We start from the raw sequence: 24,206 nt of genomic DNA, 5'->3' as shown, positions 1-24,206 counted from the left end.
CTTAAGTCCTTTAATGAAAGTCCTTATAAAGTTTTTTATATAATACATTTTCCAAAAATGAAGGAGAAATATTCCTCATCCATTTCATGAAAAATCCGCTTTTATCCATAACTACAAGTCTTGAGTTTGGATCTTCGATAGAACGGATCATTTTTTCTGCGACTTCTTCCGGAGTTTTACTTTTGCCGGAATAATGAGATTCTCCCAATATCTGGCCGTCTCCATCTATACCATTCGCTCTTAGTTTTGTTTTGGTATAAGGAGGACAGAATATAATAAATCTAAGACCTTCTTCGGAGAGCTCGATACGTGCAGATTCCATAACAGCGTGTAACGCAGATTTGGAAGAAGAATAAGCGCTTCTTGCAGGAACTCCGTACAAACCGCTAACCGTGGACGTTACCATAACCACTCCCTTATTCTTTTTCAAAAAAGGAAGAAGTCTCATCATAAGAAAAACAGGACCAAAAAAGTTCACGTCAAACGCCTTTCGGAATGCTTCTATTTGAGTTTGATCGAATCTAGAATGAGCGGTTATACCTGCGTTATTAAAAAGAACATCGATCCCATCAGCAAGTTTCGCCACTTTAGCGACTGCTTTGTTGATCTCTTTTTCCGAAGAAAGATCCGCCTGAATATGGAAAATTTCCGCAGCACGTTTTTCTTTTTTCTTAGAAATTTTACGAACAAGCTCCGGCTCTGATCTGGAAAGATTGATAATCTTACATTGGATCCGGGATAAACTTTCTAATAAAGCTTCTCCTATTCCGGAAGAGCCTCCGGTAATCACGATTGTTTTGCCTTTCCAAAGATCAGTCCGCATCGGGCTTATTCTTTTATTATGTACGACCTATTCAAGGATTATTTTCGGCTTTAATTCGGCGTAGAAGACCCGACTGAGCTTGCTTCAACCTCGTCTTGGATCAATCTTGCTTCTGCACGGAATGTAATATAAGACCAAACCCAAGTGATGAAGATGGAGATCTTATTTTTAAATCCTACTTGATAGAAGATATGGATGAATAACCAAACAAACCATCCGAAAAATCCTCTCAGTCTGAAATTTCCAACCTGGGCAACTGCGTCCTGTCTTCCGATAGTCGCCATACTTCCCTTGTCCAAATAGTGGAAAGGTTTTCTTTTTTTGGATTTCAGATCTCCTCTGATAAGAGAAGCAACATATCTTCCCTGCTGCATCGCAACAGGAGAAACACCAGGCAAAGGTCTTTCTAAACCTTTGGAATAATTCGCGATATCACCTATCACAAAAACTTCGGGATGACCTTCTATATTACAGAACTCATCCACCATCACTCTTCCCATTCTATCCGTAGGAGCTCCTAAAGATGCTCCGATAGAATTTGCCTGAACTCCTGCGGCCCAGATCACTGTGGAAGAAGCAATTGTTCTACCTTCTATCTTGACTCCGTTTTGGTCTATCTCCAGAACTTTGGTTCCGGTTAGGACTTCTACTCCCCTCTTCTCCAAACGCATCTTTGCAAATTCGCTTAACTTAGGAGCAAATGCTGCAAGAAGTCTAGGAGAGGCTTCGATCAAAGTGATTTTTGCCAAAGCAGGATCAATCGTATGAAATTCATTTCTAACGATCTCATGAGAAAGTTCCGCGATGGAGCCCGCAAGCTCCACTCCTGTAGGACCTCCGCCGATAATTACATAATTTAAATGTTTTTTAGCTACCTCAGGATCTCCTGCAAGCTCCGCATGCTCGAAAGAAGTTAAAATTTTTGTCCTAATAGAAAGTGCATCTTTCAGCGATTTTAAACCGATGGAATATTTCTTCCAATGGTCGTTCCCAAAATAGCCCGATTTAGCTCCCGCAGCCAATATTAGATAATCATAATCTTCAGAATGCCCTTGGAAGGTGACCTTTTTTGCCTGGATATCAACCTTCTCCACTTCTCCCAAATAAACCGTTACGTTTTTTTTGTCTCCGATAAGAGATCTGGTAGGAATTGCGATATCTGCAGGACTTAATACTGCAGTCGCCACTTGGTATAATAAAGGTTGGAATAAATGGTGATTTTTTTTATCGATAGCGATAATTTCCAAATCTTCTTCTTTGGACAATTTTTTGATCGCCTGCAATCCCCCGAAACCTACTCCGATTACTACTACTTTCTTTTTTTCACCCTTAGGCATTCTTTACTCCATTTTTACTCAAAACGTATTCCAGGAATCCTTCCGAAGCCTCGGAAACGATCTGGTGGACTTCTTCAAAGTCCTTTAAAGTTCCATAATATGGATCGGGAACCTCGGAATCTTTTCCTTGGCCCTTTTGGAACTTTCTGAACAAATGAATTTTTTTTCTTTCTTCTTCATTCGAAGCGAGTATTCCGAGATCCTTATTATTGGATCTGTCCATCGCTAAAATAAAATCGTAATATTCAAAATCGGATCTTTTAAATTGTCTCGCCTTATGGGTGAGCTCTATTCCCTTTTTGCGGGCCGTTTGTCTAGTCCTTGGATCGGCTAATTCGCCAATATGATAGCGAGAAGTTCCGCAGGAATCCACTTCGAATAGAGAAGAAAGTCCCCTCTTCTCTATTAAATCCACGAATGCGCCTTCCGCCGCAGGAGATCTGCAGATATTCCCCAAACATACGAAAAGAACCTTATAGATATTCGAAGGATCTGGAGTTCCTACCATATTCAAAAACCTTTATCTAGGCCCGATCTTCTCCCATAAAGACTCGGGAAGAGATCTCATCAGAACTCCGATCATTGCCCAAGGAAACCAAGGTACAGTAGCGGATCGAACTCCTGACTCTATCCTATTGTAAATTTTTTTAGCGCCTTTTTCTGCGGAAACAAGAAAAGGACGGGTTTCCAACTTTTGATTGATTGGGGTATCTATAAATCCCGGATGAATTACGGTAACCTTCACGCCGAATTTTCGAACTTCTCCCCTCAAAGCTTCTAGATAAGTGGAAACTGCTGCCTTAGAAGTAGAATAACTTGCCGAACCGGGAAGACCTCTGAAAGAAGCGACCGAAGAAATTCCTACGATCTGACCGCTTTTCTGTTCTCTGAAGATGGGTTGTAAAGCAGAGATGCCGGCCATAAGCCCGATCAAATTTGTATCGATCACCTTCTTATCAGCTTCAAAACTTTTTTGACCGAAAGAAGAGTTGGTAGAAATTCCCGCGTTCGCAATGAACAGATCCAACCCACCAAGTTCCTTAGCAAGTTTAGGAAGAACTTTAAAATTGTCCGCCGATTCGGAAACATCCAAGGAGGCTAGGATCACCTTACCACCTTTATTAAAGGAGCGGATCTCTTTTGCAATATCCTCTAAAACATTTTTCCTTCTGGAAGTGATAGCCAGATCATGACCTTCTTTTCCATATAATAAAGCGAGCTCTCTGCCGATACCCGAGCTAGCTCCAGTGATAATAACTTTTTTCTTATGAGGACCTTTGGACATAGATGAAACCGCCAAGTAATTCATTAAATTGGTTTACCCCTAGGGTGGAAAAGAATTATTTTACCAGTATTCCATAACAAACCGGAAAGTTAGGAGTTCCTACCTTAGGATCTTGGACTATAACCCCGAACCAAAATGCGAAATCTACAAGAAGAACTAAAAGAAAAAAACGAGGAAATCCAAAAACTCAAGGAACTACTGGAGCTTTACGAAAGAGTTTCCAAGCTGGGAGAAGTAGAATTACTTACTGCCGAGCAGACCCTTAATGCTCACGAGACCACAGCGAATCTAGCTAGGAACGAACTCATAGAAATGAGGGACAGGTTCAAGGGTCTGGGCCAAATCAATTCAGAAAGAAAAAATGCAATCTTAGAGATAGTAAACGATAAGGAAGCTCCACTTCTCAGCCTCGCAAATAAATTCGAAGAGATGGGAAAGAAGGACGATTATTTCTACTCCGACTTTTTCAGAATTATCGCAAACCTGGATTTACCTGAATCCGAAGCCAGATCTCTTTGGAAAGAGATCTACGCCCACGCAGAGGGACTGAGCAAACAATTGGGCAGAAGTATGAACTTCGTAGTCGCCCTCCTAGATTATATTTATTTAAAGAACCGTCTCATCGAAAACCCTAAGATCGTGGATATTTATTCCTTCGAAGAGATTATCCTAAATGCAGTCATAGACGAAGGAACAGGGATCTATAATAGAAGATATTTCAACCTGGTCCTAAACAAAGAGATCACCAGAAGTAAAAGATACAAAAGAAGTTTCTGCCTATTCCTATTCGACCTGGACAATTTTAAGAAAATTAACGATACAAAAGGACATTCTTTCGGGGACGATATCCTAAAACTGGTAGCCGGAACCTTGATGTATGCCTTCAGAACAGAGGACATCAGTTGCAGGGTGGGAGGAGAAGAGTTTGCTGTTATCCTACCGGAAACCGGCAAAGAAAACGCAAAAGTGGCTATCGAAAGATTCAGGACTTATTTAAGAAATTCCTCTAAAAACGATTTTGGAATAGAAGTCACAGTATCCGGAGGAGTAGCAGAGTATCCTACAGACGCGGACGAGAGCAATAGGTTATACTCACTTACCGACGCAAAACTTTACGAAGCAAAGGCGGCAGGCAAGGACCGCATTACGTATACCTGACCACTACTCTTCTATCTGGTATTCTATTTCTTTCGTAGTAATCTCGTTCAGTTTAGAGATCAAAAGTTCGTTCGTATTCGCCAAACGATCCGCCAAAATTCTCACCATCTTAGCCGCAAACTCAGGATTCGCGATAAGGTACCTCTCCAATTGTTGTTTGGATTCCACCGCTACCATTTCAGTATCCATTACTGCTCTTGCAGTCGCAGTTCTAGGTTTGGCCCTGAACAAAGCCATCTCACCGAAAAAATCTCCCCTCTTCATCAAAGCAAGACGAGTGGCTGAGTTTTTATGAGTAAAAAATATTTCAACAGTCCCAGAGGTAATGATATACATCGAGTTGTTCAACTCGCCTTCTCTGAAAATAATTTGGCCGGCCTGGATATTAATTTTATTCATGAATTCCTAACTTTCGATTTAGACCGAGACATCTAAAGATCCGGTCCGTCCTATCTGACTTCGAAACTTTACGTTTCCTAACCGGAGGCGTTAATTCCAACAGCCTCCAGAATATATCATCGGGTCAGAAAAGACAATCTTTGAGCCAATTCCCGGGGTGAAGGAACTCCCCTCCCCTTCCAGTTCGTTGGCATAAGGCGTTCGCAGAATTATGTCACATCAGGACATTCCGTTCTTAAATCTTGGATCCTGGACCACTCCGGATTCACGGATCTCAGAAAGTGCACCCGCGTATGCGACTAAGATCTTCAAAGCAAATCCGCTTCTTTCTCTGATAAAACTATCTTCAGGAGAGACAGGCTCTCCTCCATTAATTAGATGTTCCACATCTCTAAAGATCAATTGTTCAGGGATATAACAGATCTTAGTATTCTTATAACTGCTTGCTCTCATCTCGTTGATCGGGAAAGCACCGCCTCTACCTGAAGAAACGGAAACAAGAAGCCCAGGCTTATGACCCAGCTGAACAAGTCCCGCATGAAGGAAGAAATTTTTGATAGCAGGGCTCGCCATCCCTCCATACTCAGGAGTGATAATAATAAAACCTTCTGAACTTTTTAAATTTTCATCGATAGGTTTCCAAAGATCTGTCCATAGCTTATCATCATTTGTCTGAGTGGAATCATAGAGAGGAAGAGGATTTTTTCCTAGATCTAATGTCCAAGTTTCCACGGACATTTCTTTCAATTTAGAATTTAAAAATTCACCTACTTTTGCGGACTGAGATACTTTTTGTTGGGAGCCAACTATGATTCCAATTTTCATTCTATTCCTTTATTAGAAACCCGGGCGATGATAAATAAAGTCGGCCCGAACTGTCGTATGAGAACAGGTTCGAGAGCCTCTACTTTTCTCCAACGAGAAAAATATTGTCTTAGCTCAATCCGTACTTTTTCTTTAGGTTAGAAAGTTCTCTTAAGAAAGATTCTCTATTTTTAATTGTCAAAGGTTTAAGATCCAGTGTAACCCTTTCTCCAGGCTTGCGGGGTGAAATCGTTTCACCCCCCCGTCCTTCCTTCTTTTTCAGGAGGGTTTCCAAGTTTTTAACCGAAAGATCGCTTCCGCTTTTAAGTAATTCCGAAACAGATTTCTGGTCCAACCTTGCAATTGAACTTAATTGTTTCACATATCTTTCCGTATAACCCAGGATCTTACCGACTTCTTCTGCTGTTTTTTTTCTTTCTTTGCGCAGGAACTGGATCGCTCTTCCCACTTCCCAAGGATTTAAACTTTTACGTTTTTCGTTCTCAGCCAAGGCGATCTCATAACATCTGTCTTCGGAAGCTTCAGTTTCCACAACCGGAATGGATTTCCATCCGATCACTTTTGCGGCTTGAAACCTTCTTTCTCCGGCTACGATCTGGAACTTCTTGCCTAATTTACGAACCACAATCGGCTCTATCAGACCCAAACGTTTCATGGACTCTACAAGATCACTCACATCTTCTTTGCCGAAAACCCTAGGTTGTTCCGGATTAGTTATAATATCAGATAGAAGAATTTCTTTTTTAAGGGATTCATCCCCACCGAAAGCTGTTAATAAATCCAGCCCTGCAAAATCAGATCTTTTTGCCATTTGCTCTCCTCATTACTTCTTCCGCCAAAGTAGAAAACATCTGCATCGCTTTAGGATCATATTCGGATAAAAGTTTACGTTTTGCCTGTGACTGAGGTATTGCTTCTCTTCTATACACTACGGAATCAAACACCGGAAAATATTTCCGGACAGTTTCAGCAAGTCCGGAAAGTGCTCTCGAATCCTCATACTGATTTAACACCGCGCCCAATAGCCCGAGACCAGGATTCGCTTTTTTTCTGATCTTCTCGATTGTGCCATGAAGATCTTTCAGACCTTGGACGCTAAAAGCACGAGTCTGAATCGGGACCAAAACAAGATCAGCCGCGATCAAAGCATTCTCCAGGATCAAACCGAGAGAAGGAGGACAATCTATAATAATATACTCATAAGAAGAACGGATCGGCAACAATGCCTCTTTCAAAAGATCGAAATCATCTCTTTCATATGGTGTAGTAAAATTCGCCAGATGAATGGAAGAAGGAACCAGATCCAAACCGGGAGCCAAGTTCACTATAATTTCAGAAATATCCACTTTAGATTCTTCTTTATAACCTAAAGAATGAAAGACTGATTTATCCGCCTGGCCAACATATAACTGGGTGATATTTGCCTGAGCATCCCAATCCAGAAGTAAAACTTTTTTACCCGCCTTTGCCAAAGCTTCAGCCAAGCAGATTGAAACCGTGGTTTTACCTTCTCCACCTTTTTGATTGGAAACCGCAATGATCACAGACTCATAAGAGTGTTTCGTTTTTTTGGAGAAGTACTTGTCCAAAACTTCAGTCTTGTACTTGCCCTTATTATCTTTGGGCAGGGACCATTTTTCCGCCTTCTCCAGAAACTCATCTTCCGAACTTAAAACGTATTCGGAGAGGACTTCTTCTACACTTAAAACCTTGGCTTTCACTTCAGACCTTGACCCTGATAATAGATCCTCTTTAAGACCCAATTTGTCAAGAAAACCTATGTCTCATATTGATTTAAGAGCGAAAAAACCGAATTGAAACGATAGGGGAGGGGAAAATGCTAAGGTCTCTTCTCGGAAAAGGAATTCACTAGGGATGAAATCATTTCACCCCTATTCTAGGATGAAATGAAAATTCAGATTCGAATTATAATCGTACTATTCTGCCTATTTGCCACGGCCAACATACTCGCTCAAGAGCCGGAATCTCCCAAAGAGATAAGATCGGAAACAAATCTTCCTGGAACAACGGCTCCCCAAACCAAAATACAGGCACTTCTATCCGAATTAATGACCAGAAGTTCTATCACAGGACTTATGGGAGAGAATGGAGGCCAACATATTTTCGAATCAGGCACAAAGTTCCCGAACCTATCAGGACTCAAAGCAGGATCCAGGATCACTTATGACAGAGAATTCCAGTACGGCGGGATCGGTTTAAAACATTGGTGGGAAACCTGGGAGATCAATCTGGAATACAGGACCACATTTAAGAACCAAAGAACAGGAGAGGGTAGGGACGAAGACTTTTTTCTTGGCAGTGTGAGCAGGGAGAAGGGAACAAAGATAGATTTCGCGAACACAAGTTTTTACGATACACCTTATACGTTCACCGGAACCCAAAACTTTGCGGATGGAAGAGGAAAACTGAAAATGAAAGACGATCGGATCGGCTTTCTTGGCAGAAAATATTTCGGCACAGCAAATCCGGATCCTAGAAAACCCGGCTCAGGTTTTTATCTTACGGGTGGCGCTTATTATACATATTATAAATATTATTTATACGATGTGATGCAATGGATTGCAACTGCACCGGTGACCTACGGTCCGATCGGGATCGGACTTAGTTATTCCATTTCTACTTGGGAAGTTCCACTCGGGTTCGGATATAGATACTCCAATGGAACTTGGATGTTAGAAGCGAGTCTTTCCGGAAATGTTTGGTATTCACATTTCAGAGATTATCATTACCAAAGAAATTTAAACTTCATCGGAGATTCTTCCGGCTTCGGAGTGGAAACCAATTTAGGAGCAGGATACATTCTCCCCTCTTGGTTATTTTTCGTAAAATTAACGGAGCATAGATTGTACGGAGAAGGAAGTTTTCAAACCCAAGGAGGTTTGAGTAGAGAGGATATTATTTCAAATTATTCGGGAAGATATAGAAATTATCTGAGCACAAAACAGTACTCCGTCGAATTCCAAGTGAGCCATTTTTTATGAAAAACAGACTTTTACTCATCAACTTGGGCGGACCCAGAAACGCCGAAGAAATCCCTAAATTTTTGAAAGATCTATTCGAAGACCCACTGGTATTTGACCTCCCGATTCCTGAATTTTTAAGGATCAGACTTGCTAGAAAAATTGCAGAGACAAGAGCTAAAAAAGTAGAAGAGACGTATGCTTCCATGGGATTCGGAGGAGGCTCCCCTCTTGTTTCCGAAACTGAAAAACAAGCGGAAGGTTTAAAAAAACTTTTAGAAGAGTCAGGAGAAAAATGGGAAGTTAAAACGGCAATGTGCTGCGGACATCCGGACATCAGAGAACTTCCTTCCGAATGGACAGATCCTAAAGAAGGAGTGGTACTTCTTCCACTATTTCCCCATTTTTCAAGATCCACGGTTCTTTCCACGGCAATGCTCATGGAAAAACAATTAGGGTACTGCCCTGCTTCTAATCCAAATTGGGTAAGACCATTTTCAGACAGAAAAGAATATTTAGAGTCCATCCGAGATTTGATCTTGGATTTTTTCCAAGGAAAACTTTCTGAAAAAGATTTTCTTCATATCGATCAAAAACCAATCCCTGACTGGCAAAACTTGGATATAGTTTTCAGTGCTCACGGCATCCCTCTTCGCCTAATCAAAAAAGGTGACGTTTATACGAAAGAGATCGAAGAAAATGTAAATGTTCTAACTTCTCTTCTGAAAGAAAAAGGTTATAAAGGACAAATACATTTATCTTACCAAAGTAGGGTAGGCCCAAGCAAATGGACCACTCCGAATACCTTAGACATGATACAAGAGTTGGGACAGAAAGGAACCAAAAGAGTCGCAGTTTATCCGATCAGTTTTATCAGCGATCACTTGGAAACGTTGGAAGAAATTGGAGTTCAGATCAGAGACCATGCTCTCCAAAACGGGATCTCAGAATATTATAGGATCCCTGCTCCGGGAACATACCCTGCATTCTTAGAGGCGTTAGCAAAATTCGTATTCGAGGCAAAATATTCGGCTCAAAATGGCAGACAACTAAGTTGTATCTGCAAGGTTTCCGGAGGCTGGAACCCGAAGAAAGAAAAAGTGACCTGTGATTGTTATCCATAAGCTCAAACATTCGCAAAATATCATCTTTCCGAAGTTGAATTTTCTCCTTTCCATCAACTTAACGTTAAACTAAATGTAAAAACGTATCTTTTAATATTTAACAGGAATTAACAAATGATAAAAAGATTTCCGATCTTATTCTTTCTAATGGCACTCTCAATTTCATGTGTCTCCCTTAAACCTCCATTCTATTTTACTAAGAAACAACTCGACCAATCAAACATTTGGGATATAAAAATTAAAAGAATAGGTTTTCTAGGGCCAGTTAACGGTAACTGGTGGGGCGATCGCTATTTCGGAGCGGAGATAACCGTTACTAACAAATCCGACAAGTTTAGAACTTTTGGGATAGTCGAATACGTTAAAGAAGGGCATAATATTCATAATCTTGTGAAAGATAACCCTTATCTGCAAAATGCATATAATAATAACCCCAATTCATTCCATATGGAGCCTGACGGAACATATTTTCCTGGAATTGATTTTCTATTAGAGCCTTCCGTAGATGCTAGGCTTCCAATAAATACTTACCAAGGCAAATTAGTATTTCCAGTTAAGAAGATGGATAATAAAATTTTAATTTCCGCTCTTCTGGTCGGAGGGAACTACGGAATACCTATGGGAGGGCCACATACTCGCTCTCAAAACGGCACTGGTTTCATTGCTCCAGGGGATTCTAAAACTATTACGGCCATCTTCTCGATTCCAGATGGATTCAAACCTTATAAGATCATGTATCGTGGGATTTTTGAGACAAGTTTAGAGGAGAAATTAGTCGAATAATTTCACTCCCTATTTACCGTTTCGGGCTTGTTTTACAAGCTCGGAATGTAGATTATTTTTTTCTTTTTTCATGGATACGTCCTATTTCCAAAATCTCGATTGATATATAAAAAGAACAAACTATAGGAAAGACAAATGGACGAATATTTAATCTTAATGCGATTGGATCTGATCACAAAGGATGCACAACCTTCTCCGGAACAAATGCAAGTGTACATGAAAATGTACCAAGATTGGGTAGGAGGGATCGCCGCTCAAAACAAATTCGTAGGTGGAACAGGACTATCTACTGAAGGCAAAGTTATCAAATCAGGACAGATCATCACTGATGGACCATTCGCCGAAACAAAAGAGTCCATAGCAGGTTTTATCACGATCAGGGCCAAAAATTTTGAAGAAGCTACTAATATTGCTAAAGAATGCCCTATTCTAAATGGACCGGGAAATAGTGTGGAAGTGAGAAAGATAGCCGGCGTGGACAATACACGTTAACCGAAACACTGTAGGCGCCCCGAATTTATGCAAAGTCCGGAGATATTGCCCCATTTATTCAGGAATGAATACACTAAAATAGTCTCCGTTCTTTGCAAACATCTAGGTTTTGAAAGAATTGAAATCGCAGAAGAGATCGCAAGTGAAACCTTCCTAACCGCAACCGAGGCCTGGGGAATCAAAGGAAATCCGGAAAATCCCACCGCCTGGTTGTATGCAGTCGCAAAGAATAAGGCTAAAAATTATCTGCAAAGAAACTCGATCTTTCAAAACAAGATCCTACCGGAACTTACCAAATCACAACCGGAACTTTCGGAATCCGAAATAGATCTATCTCCGGAAAATATATACGATAGCCAACTTGGTATGATGTTCACAGTATGCCATCCTTCTATCTCTCCGGAAGCTCAGGTTGGGCTTTCTCTTAGGATCCTCTGCGGATTCGGGATAGAAGAAATAGCCGATGCATTCTTAACAAATAAAGAAACGATCAACAAAAGATTGTTTAGAGCGAAAGAGAAATTAAGAGAAGAAAAGATCCTAATCCAACTCCCAAAACCGGAAGAGATTGAAGATCGATTGGATACGGTACTCGCCACGATCTATTTATTATTTAACGAAGGCTATCATTCCATCAGTCAAAACAAAACTTTACGCAAAGATCTTTGTTTAGAAGCAATCCGTCTCTGTAGCATGCTTGTGGAGAATCAAATCACTAGTAAACCGCAAGTATATGCACTTCTTTCATTGATGTGTTTTCATACTTCTAGATTCGAAGCAAGACAAGACGAAAATGGAGATCAAATCCTTTACCAAGATCAAAACACAAATCTTTGGAATTATGAATTGATCAAAAAGGGAGAAATTTTTCTAAACAAAGCAGCTAGTGGAACCAAACTCACAACCTATCATTTGGAAGCAGGAATTGCATACTGGCATACCCAAAAGGAAGATACAAAAGAAAAATGGGAAAATATTTTGCAGTTATACAATCGTCTACTTCAGTTACAATATTCTCCAATTGCAGCTTTAAATAGAACATATGCTCTTTCTAAAGCAAATGGAAAAGAAGAAGCGATCATCGAGGCCGAAAAATTAGAGCTGAAAGAAAATCATTTTTATTTTGCTCTTTTAGGAGAATTGTATTTAGATATAAATACAATTAAGTCAGAGGAAAATTTTCGTAAAGCACTTTCACTTGCAAAAACATCTCAGGCCAAAATTAGTATCCAAAAAAAGATAGATCAATTCTCAAAGTGAACACATGATTAAGACAAAGAATACAAAACATATTAGCGTTACTATCCCAGTTTCCCAAAAGACATCTTACGAATATCTCTCAGAGCCTAAAAATTTTCCGGAATGGGCCTCCGGTTTATGTAAATCTATCTCTCCTTTAGAAAATGGGGAATGGTCCATCGATTCTCCTATGGGCAAACTGACGGCAAAATTCACGGATAAAAATCCATACGGAATTTTGGACCATTATGTGATATTTAGCCCTGAAAATATTTCTTACAATCCGCTCAGGATCATAGAAAACGAAGAGGGGAGTGAGCTGATTTTTACATTATTCCAAACGGAAGGAATGACTCCTGAAAAATTCGAAGAAGATTCCAATTGGATCAAAAAAGACTTAGAAGAACTTAAAGAAATTTTAATAAAGAAATTTGCTCGCTAATTAACCGGAAAGACCCGGGTTATAAAGGTAGAAGGCCCGTTCTAGAATAGACTTTAAACCGATCCCGTTCCTGAAATTCCCTTCTACTCGGATCTCAGCAGGCAGAACTCTATCCAAATCCCGATTGAATGCATGAAGCTGAGGCCCATATACAGGAAGCGCATCTTTCCAAACGGTCACATAATGATTTAAGGGTATTCCACTTTCGGAGAATAATTTTTTACGATCTTCTTCTACCACTGAGATGATCTCGTCTTCCGTTTTGGAAGAAATTTCTCTGTCTCCAGCGCCACCCATAATAAAAGTTTCAGAATGGATCCCGTCGGAGGTCCTACCGGCAAATATAAAATCGTTAAATAAGATTCCTCTGGATCTAATTCCTAATTCGGAAGAAAAACTTTTATGGTCTTTGGGAAATAATACTCCGAATCCTTTTTTGCCGTTCAAGATAGAATCTTTTCCGAAACGGGTCACACTTACTATAGGCAAAGTGTCCAACATTCCTTGGTAGGATTTGAATTCTTTATACTCCGATTTCAGAAGTTTCAACGCAGTTCCAAGATTGGTCGCAATCGTGATTTTGGATTTAGGATAAGTCGCTCTCAATTCTTTTAAGCTAGAAATATCCTGATTATATTTGATCTTTCCTTGAGAAGATACTCTTGCTTCTAAAGCTCCCAGTAAAGTTCCGATACCACCCTTAAAACTTACGGTTCCCCTTCTTCCCGGAAGAAGTTTCGGTTTATCTTTTCTGGAATTTCGAAGATGTAGAATATTTTTCCAAAGAGGAGCTTGTTCGGGTAAAAATTTTCCGAGAACAAGTTCTGCAGACATTGCATCCAGATCACCCGCGTATATCCCGCCTAATGCTGGTTCCAGAATTTTGCTGAGCGTTTTTTCTCCTAATACTCTTTTTCCCCATTGGTAAATGGATTCACCTGGGAGAGGTTGAGAAGGAACAGTCAATACGGAGAATACAAGAGAGATTATTTCGAAAACGGAAAGAGGCATTCTTCTCATCTTTCCATCCGAGAATATATAACGTTTTTTAGATGCAGGATTAGAGAGTAGGATATCCAACCCTAAGCGGGAAGCGAGACTTTCCAGTTCCCAACAATTTAAGATCCCGTTTGCCGCTCTTTCTACGATCCCGTATTCGGTGCGGACGGAACGTATGAGTCCACCCGAACTTTCTTTTTTTTCCAGTACTAATACGGACTCACCCTCCTCCAAGGAAAGGAATGCATGCAGAAGGCCGGTAAAGCCTGCGCCAATTACTATATGATCCGGAACCCATTTCGCCACGGATACAAAGTAATGGGATAGAAACTATTGGCAATAAAATCCTAGATTTTCTTTCAAAAGGAAGAAAAGTTTTTATCAAGCTCAGAAATCGAATCTGTAACCCATCGTATATTTGGTTTCCAATCCGGAAAAGGTTCCGTTGCTGGAAAATCCACTTCCTGCTCCAACGCTGGAAGGCATAGCCGAGATTACCATCCCCTTACTTTGCCCGTCCGAAAACTGGACTACGGATTTGACGGAATTTGCAAAAAAATACGAATCCAGCAGGTTCAAGATATAAATTCCGCCTAACACATATAAGACGCCCTGGTATTCTCTGAAGTTTTTGTCTGCTTCTTCTCTTTTTAACTGAACCTGACTTCTTTGATTCGCAAAATATGCATCAACTGGGGATAAAGATGGGGTAACTGCAGCTTGGGCCTGGCCAATCGCAGCAAGTGTAAGACTTTCTCTCGTATATGGATTTCCAAGATCTCCGTACTCTTTTACGGAAGTTCTATACACTCTGAATTTATCATAAGCAACAAATGCAGTCATAGCGAATAGGGTAGGGTAGAGAAGAGACTGGAACTTTCTATCAGTATAATATTGACCCCAGCCGGGTACTGCCGCGGATCTCCAGAGTGCATTCAAAGGACGTTTTGCTTCTTGTTTACGAAGTTCTTCCAAGCGACGCGCTTCTTCTTCCGCTGCTGCCTGTTTTTTTAGATCTTCTTCTTTTTGTTTGTCTTCTTCAAGTTGTCTCTGAGCAGCTTCCTTGTCTTCTTGCTCTTTTTTGTCAGAAGCGAGTTTGTCTTCTTCCTCTTTACGGATCTTCTCTTCTTCGTCGTCGTTTATGTCTTGGAAAAGTATTTTAAGAATTAGATCTTTATCTACTTTACGTTTTCCTGATTCTGTTTGGAGAAGAACGGAATGTTGGTTTTGGGTGATGATATCACCTTTTACTTTTCCACCTTCTCTCAATAGAACAGTAACAGGAAAAATCCCAACAGGAGCAAATACGATCAATAGGATCGGAATAATTTTTTTTAAATGCAAAGATAACATTTCAAAACGAAAAAGTGTTATGCCACTAAAGTCCCCAAAGTATTGGACGAAAAGAAATTAATTTCCAAATGAATCCTTTCTAAGGGTAGAAACAGCTATTGGACCCGAATATTTCAGAAGAGAGTCAAATAGACTGAGAAAATACCTTGGTTTCAGGACTTTTTCTTCTCAAACGCATGTCCAAACCTGTGCATGCATTCCTTAAGAAAGGTTTTCCCAGGTCTGTTAAAACAAGGGTTTTTCCTTTCCACTCTATTAAATTATCGTCTTCCATACTGGCCAAATAGAGGCGGACCTCTTCAAAAATCGAATCCGGAACCTCTACTTTCCCCAAAGTAGAAAGTTTTAGAATGAGTTCTCTTTGGATCAAATCTTCAGAATTCAATTTATGTCCCCTGAGTATTGCCTGTCCGTTTTCCGAAATTCTTCTTTGGTATTTTTTCAGGATCTTTTCGTTCTGATAGAAACAATCCCAACTATCCGAAATTGCAGACACACCTAATCCCAAAAGTAGGTCAGTGGACTTGGTGGTATAACCCATAAAATTTCGATGAAGATTCCCGTTTTGATAAGCGGCATACAGCGAATCGGACTCCAAAGCAAAATGGTCCATTCCAATTTCTTTATATCCTGAGCTCAAAAAGAGTTCTCTTCCAATCTCATAGAGTTCTCTTTTTTCTTCTCCCTTAGGAAGATCATCTTCGGTGAATAATCTTTGTGCAGCCTTGATCCAAGGAACATGAGCGTAGCTGTAGAATGCGATACGATCAGGTCTAAGTTCCAAAGTTTTCCGGATCGTTTCCTTCATACTTTCTTTAGTTTGTTTCGGAAGTCCATAGATCAGATCGAAGTTTACCGAATTATATCCTAATTTGCGAGAACCCTGAGTAATCGCGGCAGTCAATTCATAAGGCTGGATACGATTTACCAATCTTTGTACTTCCGGATCGAAGTCTTGTACACCTAAACTGATCCTTCTAAATCCGTATTTTGCTAAAACTTCTAACTGTGAAAGTCTGGTCCTTCTCGGATCTACTTCCAAGGAGAATTCGGGAGAATCAGCAACATTCCAAGAATCTAAAATTGGTTTTAACAAACTTTCCAAATTAGATTCGGAAAGATAAGTAGGAGATCCTCCGCCTAAATGTAGCTCTCTTAACTCACGCTTAGTCAACTCAGGAAGTTCTTCCTGGTATTTTCGAAATTCTTGCAGAACCGTTTCCACATAAGGATCTTCTACGGAATGGTTTTTGGTGATAGAAGTATTACATCCGCAGAAAGAACAAAGAGTCTCACAAAATGGAATATGAAGGTATAATGCTACCGAAGAATCGTCAGGGACCAACCTTCTGCGAAGCGCATCTATCCATTCTTCTCGGGTAGGGTTGTCCTCCCAATACGGCACAGTAGGATAGCTAGTATACCTGGGCGCGGGAACATCATATTTTCGAATTAGATCAGATTTGGAACTCATACGAATGCCTCACGTATCGTACTTACGAAAGTTCTAATATTCGCTTCCGGGGTTTTTGGAAGGACTCCGTGTCCCAAACCGCATACCCATCCTGCTCTTTTTTCAGGGACCAGATCTAAAAACGGCCTGATCCAATGATTTAAATATTTCTTAAATTCTCCAGGCTCCATGAATAATAATGCCTGATCAAAATTCCCTTGTACAAAATGAGAACCATTTCCTAAAAAGCCGACGATATCAGTCCTATGATCCATTCCGAATCCGGTCAGACCGGAAACTTCTCGAAGAGATTGTAAAGAACCTGGGGCAAGATTTTTGGCATAATAACCGATCTTGCCCGGGAAGGCCTCTACCAAGACCTGGATGGTAGGCAATATCGCCTCTTGGAAGAATACCGGAGAAGCGTCTCCGGCGGCGGTATCAAAGATCATTACGATTTCCGCTCCACCTTCCAATTGTAGACGTATATTCTCTTTTAATAAAGCAAGTATCTTCTCGTAAAAACCTTCTCTCAGTTTTTCGGAAATTTTAGGAAGTATTAGATTTCCATCATGTTTCCCTTGGGTAGCATAACAGAACAAGGTCCAAGGCCCTCCGATAAATCCTATCAAAGATTTATCTTTGGAGATCCTTTTTCTGGTCTGGATTACCGCGTCCTTTTGAAATCCCATAAATTCCACCGCTTGTTCTAAAGGGTAAAACTTATTCAAATCTTCTAATGTGGAAAGATGCCAGCCAAGTTTAGGACCTTCGTCACCGAAACGTAAGCCCATTCCGAAAGCTTCTAAAGGAAAAAGAATATCAGAGAATAAAATTGCGGTATCAAAATCAAAATCATCTACGGGACCAAAAGCGACTTCTGCGGCAAGTTCGGGAACTTTACATAACTCTTCGAAAGAATGTTTTTTTCTTAAATTTTGGTAATGCCAATGATAACGACCGGCTTGACGCATCATCCAAATTGGAGGAGTGGATTGTGGCTGAAGTTTAAGTGCAGCCTGAAATCTAGTATTAGACATTTTTTAAGTCTCCGATCCATTGGTAGCCGACTCCTCTCACGGAACGAATCGCATCTTCGCCCCTGTCTCCGAAGGCTTGGCGCAATCTAACAATGGAATTATCTATAGTTCTATTTGTTGGGAATTTTTCCTCTCCCCAGAGGCGATCTAGGATCTCATCTCGGCTAACTGTTCTTCCTCTTTCTTCTACCAGAAAGTTTAAGAGAGCGCAGTCTCTTCTGGAAAGATGGATCTCTTCTTTGGATGGAGTAAGGATACAATATCCGTAAAAATCCAAAAGATAACCTTCGTAAGAATATTTAGCCTGTTTTATGGAATGTTTATGAGATTCTAATACGTGTTTGACCCTAATTAACAATTCCTTTAAGTGGAACGGTTTAGGTATAAATTCTTCTGCGCCTAGTTCGAATCCTCTCAAACGTTCCGGCGCTCCTGAATGTGCAGTTAAAAATAAAAATGGAGGGCAATCTTTTCTGGATTTTAATTCTTCGGCTAATTCGAATCCGTCTCCGTCCGGCAGACGTACATCTAAAAGTATCAGATCCGGCTTAGATTCCGCCGCTAAAACTTTTGCCGATTGAGCAGAAACGGTCCAAACCATTTCGTATCCTTCTTTCTCCAAACGTTCTTTTAAAGTTTCACCTAAAGATCGATCATCTTCTACTAATAATAATTTCGCTTTCATAGACCGTTTCTCCTTTGAGAAGGATAAGAGGGGAGAATAAGCTCTGCCAAAAATCCTCCTGACTCAGAATTTCGAACGGAGAAGTTCCCCCCCATTCTTCCGGCTAATTTTTCTGCGATATACAATCCGACTCCAGTACCACTAGTGCTTGTATGTCTTAAAAACAATCTTCCTAATAATTTAAAATCACCGGAGAAACCTTTTCCGTTGTCTTCAAATCTGAATTTGATCTTATCTCCGGAAATCGGTTCCGAAAGAATTTTTACCTTAGTCGCTCCTCCATGTTGCACGGAGTTTTCCAAAAGATTCCTGAAAATACTTTCGAGCGCTCTTCTATCTGCTAACACTTTGGTCTCTTTCCATTCGGTCTGGATGTCCAATTCGGACCACTCTTCTCTTAGACTTTCTTCCCAGTGTCGGAGGTCCAACTCTTCTAAATATAATCCCTCCGATCTCATGAGACTTGCCAGGTATAATGCCTTGTTCATCTGAGATTCTATACGATCCGAGTCTTTTAATAATCTATGAAGAAGTTTGTCTTTTCCTGCATCCACACCTTCTTCCAACAAACTCTCGGCTTGTAGCCTGAGACTTGCCAAAGGAGTTTTCATTTCATGAGTCACAGTGGAGAAAAAATCATGGATAAGTTTATTTCTTTTTTCTTCCCGGAAAGTCAGCCAAACTAAGGTTGCTCCGCCGCTTACCAATAAAAATAGAAAGAAGGTGCCTTCCATTTTGATCATGGCACTTTGCCTTTCTAATTTTTCCAAAAAATCGAGACCGATCTGAGATCCCAAACGAGCGGCAAGTTCAGTCGCCATTCTATTTTGTCTTAACCCTAAAAAAAGCCACCACACTCCGAGCGAGACCGTGGTCACAACCCAGATAACCGGTAAAACAATCTTTTTAGAATCGAAGACCTTCATACTTTCAATTTTTTTAATGCGGTATCCGCTTTTTCCAAAGTTTCGGAAAGTATTTTTTCAGAATGAGCATAACTCAAAAAACCGACTTCGTAACCGGAAGGAGCCAAATAAATTCCTTCTGCAAGAAGTGCATGAAAAACTTTTGCAAAACCTTCTTTATGGCCTGCGGGAATTTTATCCACAGTTCGGATAGGGGAGGAGGACTTCTTATGGAACCAAAACAAAGAAGAATGTAAGCTGGAGTCCCAATCTCCCTCAGGATCCCTCTCCCTCAAAATAGAGACCATTCCGGAAACAAAAGATTTGGTGCGACTCTCTAAAACGTTCCACACATTATCTTTTACACATTTTTGGAGGGTAGCAAGACCGGCCCTCATTCCAAAAGGACTAGCACTTAACGTTCCTGCTTGGTATACAGGTCCTTGAGGAGCAACCAGATCCAATAAGTCGGCCCTACCTGCATAAGCTCCGACTGGAAATCCCCCGCCAATGATCTTTCCGTAGGTCACTAGATCAGGCACAATTCCCAATTCTCCGCTCATCCCTGTTAATCCGACCCGAAATCCGCTGATCACCTCGTCGAAAAGTACAAGACTCCCGTGTTTTCTCGCAATCTCTACGATCTTAGATAAATACTCTTTTCTCTGTATTAATAAACCGTAATTTGCAGGAAGAGGCTCTATCACCAACACGGCAATATTTTTGCCTTCTTTCGCAAAAAGTTCCTCAACTGCTTTCTCATCGTCCAAAGGAAGGACCAAGGTATTTTTAATTAACTCTGAACCGATCCCTGCGCTATCCGAAGAAGATTCTCCCGCAAGTCCAGAGCCTGCTTTTACAAGCAATGCATCCAAATGACCATGATAACATCCGTCGAATTTTAGGATTTTGTCCCTACCGGTCGCAGCACGAGCCACACGTAATGCACTCATTACTGCTTCGGTTCCGCTGTTTACAAATCGGATCTTTTCTACCCAAGGGATCTTAGACACGATCCATTCTGCAAGTTCTAATGAATAAGGTTCGGCAGCTCCGAAACTCCAAGCAAGTTCTGCGGTTTCAGAGACTATTTTTTGGACATCTTCGTCCCTATGACCCAAGATCAAGGGACCAAAACTTAAACAATAATCTATATATTCTTTTCCGGAAACATCCGTAAGTTTAGCGCCTTTTCCGGATTGGAAGAATATAGGATCTCCTCCTACGGAACGAAAGGATCTAACCGGAGAATGTACTCCACCCGGCGCTACTTTTTTTGCTCTTTCAAAAAGTTCCTTAGAACTTGGAAACATCAGCCTAAAATCTCCTTCCCTCTTCTTGCAGCGTAAGTAATCAGATAAGATGCGCCCGCTCTGGAAAACACTTGCCAGGTCTCTTTAAGCGCATCTTCAAATTTACAAAATCCATTTTCCGCGAGCATTGCAATGGATGCATATTCCCCGCTCACTTGGTAAGCACCCACAGGCAACCCGGTCTGCTCTTTGATCGGTAAGATCAGATCAATAGAAGTTATACCAGGCTTGACCATCAGGAGATCCGCGCCTTCTTCCGCGTCTCTGATAGATGAAAGAATAGAATCTTCCCTGTTCCTTACATCGATTTGATAAGAAGAACGATCCCCATGACCGGGAGCGGACTCAGCTGCTTCTCTGAATGGACCGTAAAAATGGCTCTTAAATTTAGTAGAATAACTCATGATCGGGACATGTTGGAAACCGTTAGAGTCCAGAATATTTCTATGACTCCTAATTCTACCATCCATCATATCAGAAGGGGAGATACCGTCAGCGCCTGACTCAGCATAACAAAGAGCCAACTCGGAAAGTCTTCTGACGGAGCTTATATTGTCTATTCTACCTTTCGGATCTAAAAGACCACAATGGCCATGAGTGGTCAAAGAACAAAGACAAGTATCTACCCAAAGAAAAGTTTCCGGAAATTTGGATTTGATAGTGCCAATTACGTTTTTATAAAATGATTTCGGAATAGAATCATCCGACTTTTTTTCAGGAACCAAAAACAGAAGGAAATGTTCCACGCCATTTTTCAGGTCCGATTCGATTTGAGATAAAATGGAATCCTGGCTATCACGGAATACTCCAGGTAAAGAAGACATTTTTTCCGGAGATTTCAGACTTTCCGCCACAAAGATCGGCTGGACCAGTTTTTTAGGATTCAAACTCTCCGAAGACACTAAATTTCTGAGCGGGGCATTGAGACGATTTCTTCTTAGGCCCAGCAAACTCTCGGAACTCATACGGCACCTCTTTTTGTAAGAAAATCCGGAACTTCGCCCTTACAGGCTCTTTCCCAGGATTCAAAGTTAGGGAACGCAAAAATTTTCGCAGAATCACCTAATGTTTTTCTAATATATTTATACGTTGCTCCGGTCCCGCAAGAATGAATGCGAGATCCGATTTCCGGATTTTTTTTATAAGCTCTATCAAATTGAGAAGCACTCATCCAGAAAAAATGAGAGTATTCGGAGAGATCAGGTTGCTCCGATTCGAAGTCCACCTTATAGGTTACGAACCTTCTCCATACACCTTCGATAATATCACTTTCTTCATGAGTGAGTTTAATGAAGTCAGGATTGGATTCGTAAAAGCTAACAATTTGTTTTGCATCTTCTTCGCCCAAACCGTCAGTGGAGCCGTTCACCCAAACATCTCTGGAGGCCAACTTTTCCCAGGTTTTCGCACCTGCTACGATAAAGATCGTTTCAAGGCCTGGTAATTCCCAGTCTTTAGGTAAAGAGTCCGCACGAGATACGAACCAAAATTTTTCTTTAGGAACGGGAGCATGCACAGGAGAACGTTTCATCCTAAAACCTTGTCTTGGTTTAGGAAATACAAGATCCAAGGAAGAAGGTTCCGGGAATTCTTTTCCATTCCAACGATCAAAAGCATCTAACTCTGACCCAGAATCTGTTTTTCCACGAACGAATAGAAAATCCGCAGGGCCTCCTAAGATCACGGAAACACCGATCTTTTGGTGGCAACCTCCGCCGAAATAAGAGAGGATTTTTCTCTCTTCCAAAACTGCTGCCTCTTCTTTTTGATCCGAAAGTGGAAGTAAAAGTTTTTTAGTCTTCTCGTCACCTTTTCTGAACTCCGCAGCAAGTGCCCCTTGCGCAGGTGCATTCGGATTTTTTGATAAAGGAAGGACCATAAATAGTTCGTTAGAGATAGCAGATCTAATTTCTTTTCTAACTTCTGAATATTCTTCTGTAGAAGAAAAAGAAAAGTTTTCCGCAAGAAGCCGATCTATCGCAGCTTTTGCCACTACGAGTCCAGAAATTTCTGGATCTTCCTTCCATTTACGAAGTCTAGTCTGTACATTTCCTCTTACAGGATGAAAACTGATCGGTAAATTCTGAAGACGAGAGGGGAGTGCACTCGGAAGAAATGCGGAAAGATTATATTCCCTTCTTGGACTAGAAGAATGGATCTTAATTTCTTTAGGAGGATTCTCGTAAGAAGATTTTTTAAAAAGTAAAACGTCTCTCTGGTCTGCACGAGGGAGCACCATTAAAATTTCAGTGCCTTCATGACCTTCTAAATCCAAATCCTTGAAGGAGTGAACTACTACATCCACATTTCCCTGGACGAGTTCTTTGGTTAAGTCTTGTGTGAAAACACCTCTGCTTCCCATTTTCCAAAGTGGAGTGGTTAAATCTTGATCACCGCTCGCTTCTTTGAAAAAAAGTTGGAGCTCCAACTCAGGATACAATTTGTGCAATTGATCTTGTACGAGGCAGGTCTGTAATTTTGCGAGGGAACTTTTTCGGGAACCGATTCTTAAAACGTCGGACAAGGTAGGTCATCCCAACCGAATACAAATTGATGAGCTTCCAGTTCTCTTTCTTCCAAAAGCTCGTCTAAAACGGATTTTAATTCTTCCTTTACTTTTCTAGTTCTTTCTTCCGTTTCTTTCAAGGAAGAAAGCATCTGGGCAAAGGAAATATATACGATATCTGAGGGCCAAGATCCTTCCAAAGGTTCTTCTCTAAAATCTAGGACCAGATTTCCCGGAGCCAATTGATCCATCCAAGCGGAGCAGTCCATAGGCGCTGCGATCACCCAAGCTTCTCCATTCGGAGACCAATCTTCGACCAGATGAGAAGAAGAACCGGAAACAGAAGATAAAAATTCCAAACGATGGGGATTACGTCCTACGATCTTAGTTTTTCTATTAGAATGAGAAAGCCAAGGTAGGATTTTTTCGGCAAGCTGCCCGGTCCCAAAAAGTACGATCTCTTTAGGAGGATTTGCAGCTTCGGATAAATATTTATCCGCCAAACCACCATAAGATTGTTCTCCTAAATTTTGCAAATAACCGGAGCGAAGAGTTCTACAATCTTCGATCAGATTGTCTCTGAGTTTTGCAAGATAATCACCGAAAGCAAGATCCGGTAATTCCTGGAATCTTTGTCTGAACTGAGAGAGAACTTCTGTCTCACCAAACAATTTAGATTTTAAACCTGAGATAATTTCGAGAAGAAGCCTATACGCTTCGTAACCGGATTTACTTTCCCAATGAGCAGGAAGATTTTCCGGATGAGGATGGATCCTAGAATCTGAAACAAGAACAGTACGCATACAAGTCTTCCAAGAAAATGCATCAGGAAGAGAAAGCAAATCCCTGTCGGAAGATTCAGAGTGAAAAACTTGTAATGTGGACCACATCTATCTTCGATCATACCTAATTCAGGGCCTTATTTGTCAAAATACTGTCAGAGAGATCTGAAAAATATTCCTCTTGCATGTGTTGAGAACGAATTTCAAAATGACCTTATGGTTTGGGACATAGGCTTCCAAGATAAAATTGTTTATCTCGTAGTGGGCTCTACAGCGGTTTAT

25 protein-coding genes are annotated in these 24,206 nt (G+C 40.8%); 7 read left to right on the top strand and 18 right to left on the bottom strand.

From position 1 onward, the window contains the following. Positions 1-10: 10 nt before the first annotated feature. From EHO58_RS00555 to EHO58_RS00540, 4 genes are read right to left on the bottom strand one after another with little or no spacing between them, the layout of a single operon-like run. Complete coding sequence (locus tag EHO58_RS00555) at positions 11-823, bottom strand: SDR family oxidoreductase (protein ID WP_135677982.1); 813 nt, start codon at positions 821-823, stop codon at positions 11-13. Positions 824-873: 50 nt separating this feature from the next. Then, positions 874-2,160: an NAD(P)/FAD-dependent oxidoreductase gene (locus tag EHO58_RS00550; protein ID WP_135677980.1), complete on the bottom strand. Its 1,287-nt coding sequence runs from the start codon at positions 2,158-2,160 to the stop codon at positions 874-876. Further along, complete coding sequence (locus EHO58_RS00545; RefSeq protein WP_135626897.1) at positions 2,153-2,668, bottom strand: low molecular weight protein-tyrosine-phosphatase; 516 nt, start codon at positions 2,666-2,668, stop codon at positions 2,153-2,155. The genes EHO58_RS00550 and EHO58_RS00545 overlap by 8 nt, the downstream gene beginning before the upstream one ends. 12 nt (positions 2,669-2,680) lie before the next feature. Further along, positions 2,681-3,445, bottom strand: coding sequence for an SDR family NAD(P)-dependent oxidoreductase (locus EHO58_RS00540; RefSeq protein WP_135678182.1), 765 nt, complete (start codon positions 3,443-3,445; stop codon positions 2,681-2,683). 135 nt (positions 3,446-3,580) lie between these two features. Between EHO58_RS00540 and EHO58_RS00535 the strand changes: the two genes are divergently transcribed. Beyond that, positions 3,581-4,603 carry a GGDEF domain-containing protein gene (locus EHO58_RS00535; protein ID WP_135677978.1) on the top strand — a complete coding sequence of 341 codons (1,023 nt, stop codon included), beginning with the start codon at positions 3,581-3,583 and terminating at the stop codon, positions 4,601-4,603. 3 nt (positions 4,604-4,606) lie between these two features. Here the strand turns inward: EHO58_RS00535 and EHO58_RS00530 are convergent, their stop codons facing one another. From EHO58_RS00530 to EHO58_RS00515, 4 genes are all read right to left on the bottom strand, one after another. Then, positions 4,607-5,002, bottom strand: a complete 396-nt coding sequence (locus tag EHO58_RS00530) for a cyclic nucleotide-binding domain-containing protein (protein WP_135626900.1) — start codon at positions 5,000-5,002, stop codon at positions 4,607-4,609. Between the two features lie 219 nt (positions 5,003-5,221). Next, complete coding sequence (locus EHO58_RS00525; protein ID WP_135677976.1) at positions 5,222-5,827, bottom strand: NADPH-dependent FMN reductase; 606 nt, start codon at positions 5,825-5,827, stop codon at positions 5,222-5,224. 109 nt (positions 5,828-5,936) lie between these two features. Continuing rightward, complete coding sequence (locus EHO58_RS00520; RefSeq protein ID WP_135677974.1) at positions 5,937-6,638, bottom strand: ParB/RepB/Spo0J family partition protein; 702 nt, start codon at positions 6,636-6,638, stop codon at positions 5,937-5,939. Then, positions 6,622-7,548 carry a ParA family protein gene (locus EHO58_RS00515; RefSeq protein ID WP_100707410.1) on the bottom strand — a complete coding sequence of 309 codons (927 nt, stop codon included), beginning with the start codon at positions 7,546-7,548 and terminating at the stop codon, positions 6,622-6,624. Before EHO58_RS00515 ends, EHO58_RS00520 begins: the two co-directional genes overlap by 17 nt. 186 nt (positions 7,549-7,734) lie before the next feature. Here EHO58_RS00515 and EHO58_RS00510 point away from each other — a divergent pair, with 186 nt between their 5' ends. The 6 genes from EHO58_RS00510 to EHO58_RS00485 all read left to right on the top strand — a co-directional run bounded on the left by EHO58_RS00510 (position 7,735) and on the right by EHO58_RS00485 (position 12,888). Further along, complete coding sequence (locus tag EHO58_RS00510) at positions 7,735-8,829, top strand: putative porin (RefSeq protein ID WP_135677972.1); 1,095 nt, start codon at positions 7,735-7,737, stop codon at positions 8,827-8,829. Beyond that, on the top strand, positions 8,826-9,932 hold the full coding sequence (hemH, locus tag EHO58_RS00505; protein WP_135677970.1) for a ferrochelatase: 1,107 nt from the start codon (positions 8,826-8,828) through the stop codon (positions 9,930-9,932). The genes EHO58_RS00510 and hemH overlap by 4 nt, the downstream gene beginning before the upstream one ends. 114 nt (positions 9,933-10,046) lie before the next feature. Beyond that, entirely contained in the window at positions 10,047-10,715 is a 669-nt protein-coding gene (locus EHO58_RS00500; RefSeq protein ID WP_135626906.1) for a hypothetical protein, read from the top strand. A 135-nt stretch (positions 10,716-10,850) separates the two neighbouring features. Next, positions 10,851-11,207: a YciI family protein gene (locus EHO58_RS00495; RefSeq protein WP_135677968.1), complete on the top strand. Its 357-nt coding sequence runs from the start codon at positions 10,851-10,853 to the stop codon at positions 11,205-11,207. A 27-nt stretch (positions 11,208-11,234) separates the two neighbouring features. Continuing rightward, the gene (locus EHO58_RS00490; protein ID WP_135677966.1) at positions 11,235-12,467 is read left to right on the top strand and encodes an RNA polymerase sigma factor; all 1,233 of its coding nucleotides are present in this window, start codon (positions 11,235-11,237) and stop codon (positions 12,465-12,467) included. A gap of 4 nt (positions 12,468-12,471) precedes the next feature. Further along, the gene (locus EHO58_RS00485; protein WP_135677964.1) at positions 12,472-12,888 is read left to right on the top strand and encodes an SRPBCC family protein; all 417 of its coding nucleotides are present in this window, start codon (positions 12,472-12,474) and stop codon (positions 12,886-12,888) included. Here the strand turns inward: EHO58_RS00485 and hemG are convergent, their stop codons facing one another. The 10 genes from hemG to EHO58_RS00435 form a co-directional block, all read right to left on the bottom strand. Further along, the gene (hemG, locus tag EHO58_RS00480; RefSeq protein WP_135677962.1) at positions 12,889-14,193 is read right to left on the bottom strand and encodes a protoporphyrinogen oxidase; all 1,305 of its coding nucleotides are present in this window, start codon (positions 14,191-14,193) and stop codon (positions 12,889-12,891) included. 81 nt (positions 14,194-14,274) lie between these two features. Further along, on the bottom strand, positions 14,275-15,240 hold the full coding sequence (locus EHO58_RS00475) for an LA_0442/LA_0875 N-terminal domain-containing protein (RefSeq protein ID WP_135677960.1): 966 nt from the start codon (positions 15,238-15,240) through the stop codon (positions 14,275-14,277). A gap of 124 nt (positions 15,241-15,364) precedes the next feature. Continuing rightward, positions 15,365-16,714 carry an oxygen-independent coproporphyrinogen III oxidase gene (gene hemN, locus EHO58_RS00470; protein WP_135677958.1) on the bottom strand — a complete coding sequence of 450 codons (1,350 nt, stop codon included), beginning with the start codon at positions 16,712-16,714 and terminating at the stop codon, positions 15,365-15,367. Next, positions 16,711-17,733 (bottom strand): uroporphyrinogen decarboxylase family protein, encoded by a 1,023-nt coding sequence (locus EHO58_RS00465; protein WP_135626913.1) that lies wholly within the window; start codon positions 17,731-17,733, stop codon positions 16,711-16,713. The genes hemN and EHO58_RS00465 overlap by 4 nt, the downstream gene beginning before the upstream one ends. After that, on the bottom strand, positions 17,726-18,418 hold the full coding sequence (locus EHO58_RS00460; protein WP_135626914.1) for a response regulator transcription factor: 693 nt from the start codon (positions 18,416-18,418) through the stop codon (positions 17,726-17,728). Before EHO58_RS00460 ends, EHO58_RS00465 begins: the two co-directional genes overlap by 8 nt. After that, complete coding sequence (locus EHO58_RS00455) at positions 18,415-19,344, bottom strand: sensor histidine kinase (protein ID WP_135677956.1); 930 nt, start codon at positions 19,342-19,344, stop codon at positions 18,415-18,417. Before EHO58_RS00455 ends, EHO58_RS00460 begins: the two co-directional genes overlap by 4 nt. Beyond that, positions 19,341-20,636: a glutamate-1-semialdehyde 2,1-aminomutase gene (gene hemL / locus EHO58_RS00450; protein WP_135677953.1), complete on the bottom strand. Its 1,296-nt coding sequence runs from the start codon at positions 20,634-20,636 to the stop codon at positions 19,341-19,343. The genes EHO58_RS00455 and hemL overlap by 4 nt, the downstream gene beginning before the upstream one ends. Further along, a complete protein-coding gene (gene hemB / locus EHO58_RS00445; RefSeq protein WP_135677951.1) occupies positions 20,636-21,601 on the bottom strand; it encodes a porphobilinogen synthase in 966 nt (321 codons plus the stop codon). Before hemB ends, hemL begins: the two co-directional genes overlap by 1 nt. After that, the gene (locus EHO58_RS00440) at positions 21,598-23,160 is read right to left on the bottom strand and encodes a hydroxymethylbilane synthase (RefSeq protein WP_135677948.1); all 1,563 of its coding nucleotides are present in this window, start codon (positions 23,158-23,160) and stop codon (positions 21,598-21,600) included. Before EHO58_RS00440 ends, hemB begins: the two co-directional genes overlap by 4 nt. Further along, positions 23,145-24,032: a glutamyl-tRNA reductase gene (locus EHO58_RS00435; protein ID WP_135677946.1), complete on the bottom strand. Its 888-nt coding sequence runs from the start codon at positions 24,030-24,032 to the stop codon at positions 23,145-23,147. The genes EHO58_RS00440 and EHO58_RS00435 overlap by 16 nt, the downstream gene beginning before the upstream one ends. Between the last annotated feature and the right edge of the window lie 174 nt (positions 24,033-24,206).

The sequence above is a fragment of the Leptospira selangorensis genome, assembly GCF_004769405.1.
In the GTDB taxonomy this organism is placed as follows: Bacteria; Spirochaetota; Leptospiria; order Leptospirales; family Leptospiraceae; genus Leptospira_B; species Leptospira_B selangorensis.
Note: the sequence above shows the minus strand (reverse complement) of the source record. Positions and strands in the feature narration are given on the sequence as shown.

Bases quoted from the DNA above. Each gene is read 5' to 3' on its own strand.
- EHO58_RS00540 (WP_135678182.1), bottom strand. From the start codon at position 3,445: ATGTCCAAAGGTCCTCATAAGAAAAAAGTTATTATCACTGGAGCTAGC.
- EHO58_RS00490 (WP_135677966.1), top strand. From the start codon at position 11,235: ATGCAAAGTCCGGAGATATTGCCCCATTTATTCAGGAATGAATACACT.
- EHO58_RS00475 (WP_135677960.1), bottom strand. From the start codon at position 15,240: ATGTTATCTTTGCATTTAAAAAAAATTATTCCGATCCTATTGATCGTA.
- hemN (WP_135677958.1), bottom strand. From the start codon at position 16,714: ATGAGTTCCAAATCTGATCTAATTCGAAAATATGATGTTCCCGCGCCC.
- EHO58_RS00530 (WP_135626900.1), bottom strand. From the start codon at position 5,002: ATGAATAAAATTAATATCCAGGCCGGCCAAATTATTTTCAGAGAAGGC.
- EHO58_RS00510 (WP_135677972.1), top strand. From the start codon at position 7,735: ATGAAAATTCAGATTCGAATTATAATCGTACTATTCTGCCTATTTGCC.
- hemL (WP_135677953.1), bottom strand. From the start codon at position 20,636: ATGTTTCCAAGTTCTAAGGAACTTTTTGAAAGAGCAAAAAAAGTAGCG.
- EHO58_RS00555 (WP_135677982.1), bottom strand. From the start codon at position 823: ATGCGGACTGATCTTTGGAAAGGCAAAACAATCGTGATTACCGGAGGC.
- EHO58_RS00435 (WP_135677946.1), bottom strand. From the start codon at position 24,032: ATGTGGTCCACATTACAAGTTTTTCACTCTGAATCTTCCGACAGGGAT.
- EHO58_RS00485 (WP_135677964.1), top strand. From the start codon at position 12,472: ATGATTAAGACAAAGAATACAAAACATATTAGCGTTACTATCCCAGTT.
- EHO58_RS00525 (WP_135677976.1), bottom strand. From the start codon at position 5,827: ATGAAAATTGGAATCATAGTTGGCTCCCAACAAAAAGTATCTCAGTCC.
- EHO58_RS00460 (WP_135626914.1), bottom strand. From the start codon at position 18,418: ATGAAAGCGAAATTATTATTAGTAGAAGATGATCGATCTTTAGGTGAA.
- EHO58_RS00520 (WP_135677974.1), bottom strand. From the start codon at position 6,638: ATGGCAAAAAGATCTGATTTTGCAGGGCTGGATTTATTAACAGCTTTC.
- hemB (WP_135677951.1), bottom strand. From the start codon at position 21,601: ATGAGTTCCGAGAGTTTGCTGGGCCTAAGAAGAAATCGTCTCAATGCC.
- EHO58_RS00455 (WP_135677956.1), bottom strand. From the start codon at position 19,344: ATGAAGGTCTTCGATTCTAAAAAGATTGTTTTACCGGTTATCTGGGTT.
- EHO58_RS00550 (WP_135677980.1), bottom strand. From the start codon at position 2,160: ATGCCTAAGGGTGAAAAAAAGAAAGTAGTAGTAATCGGAGTAGGTTTC.
- hemH (WP_135677970.1), top strand. From the start codon at position 8,826: ATGAAAAACAGACTTTTACTCATCAACTTGGGCGGACCCAGAAACGCC.
- EHO58_RS00535 (WP_135677978.1), top strand. From the start codon at position 3,581: ATGCGAAATCTACAAGAAGAACTAAAAGAAAAAAACGAGGAAATCCAA.
- EHO58_RS00495 (WP_135677968.1), top strand. From the start codon at position 10,851: ATGGACGAATATTTAATCTTAATGCGATTGGATCTGATCACAAAGGAT.
- EHO58_RS00545 (WP_135626897.1), bottom strand. From the start codon at position 2,668: ATGGTAGGAACTCCAGATCCTTCGAATATCTATAAGGTTCTTTTCGTA.
- EHO58_RS00500 (WP_135626906.1), top strand. From the start codon at position 10,047: ATGATAAAAAGATTTCCGATCTTATTCTTTCTAATGGCACTCTCAATT.
- EHO58_RS00465 (WP_135626913.1), bottom strand. From the start codon at position 17,733: ATGTCTAATACTAGATTTCAGGCTGCACTTAAACTTCAGCCACAATCC.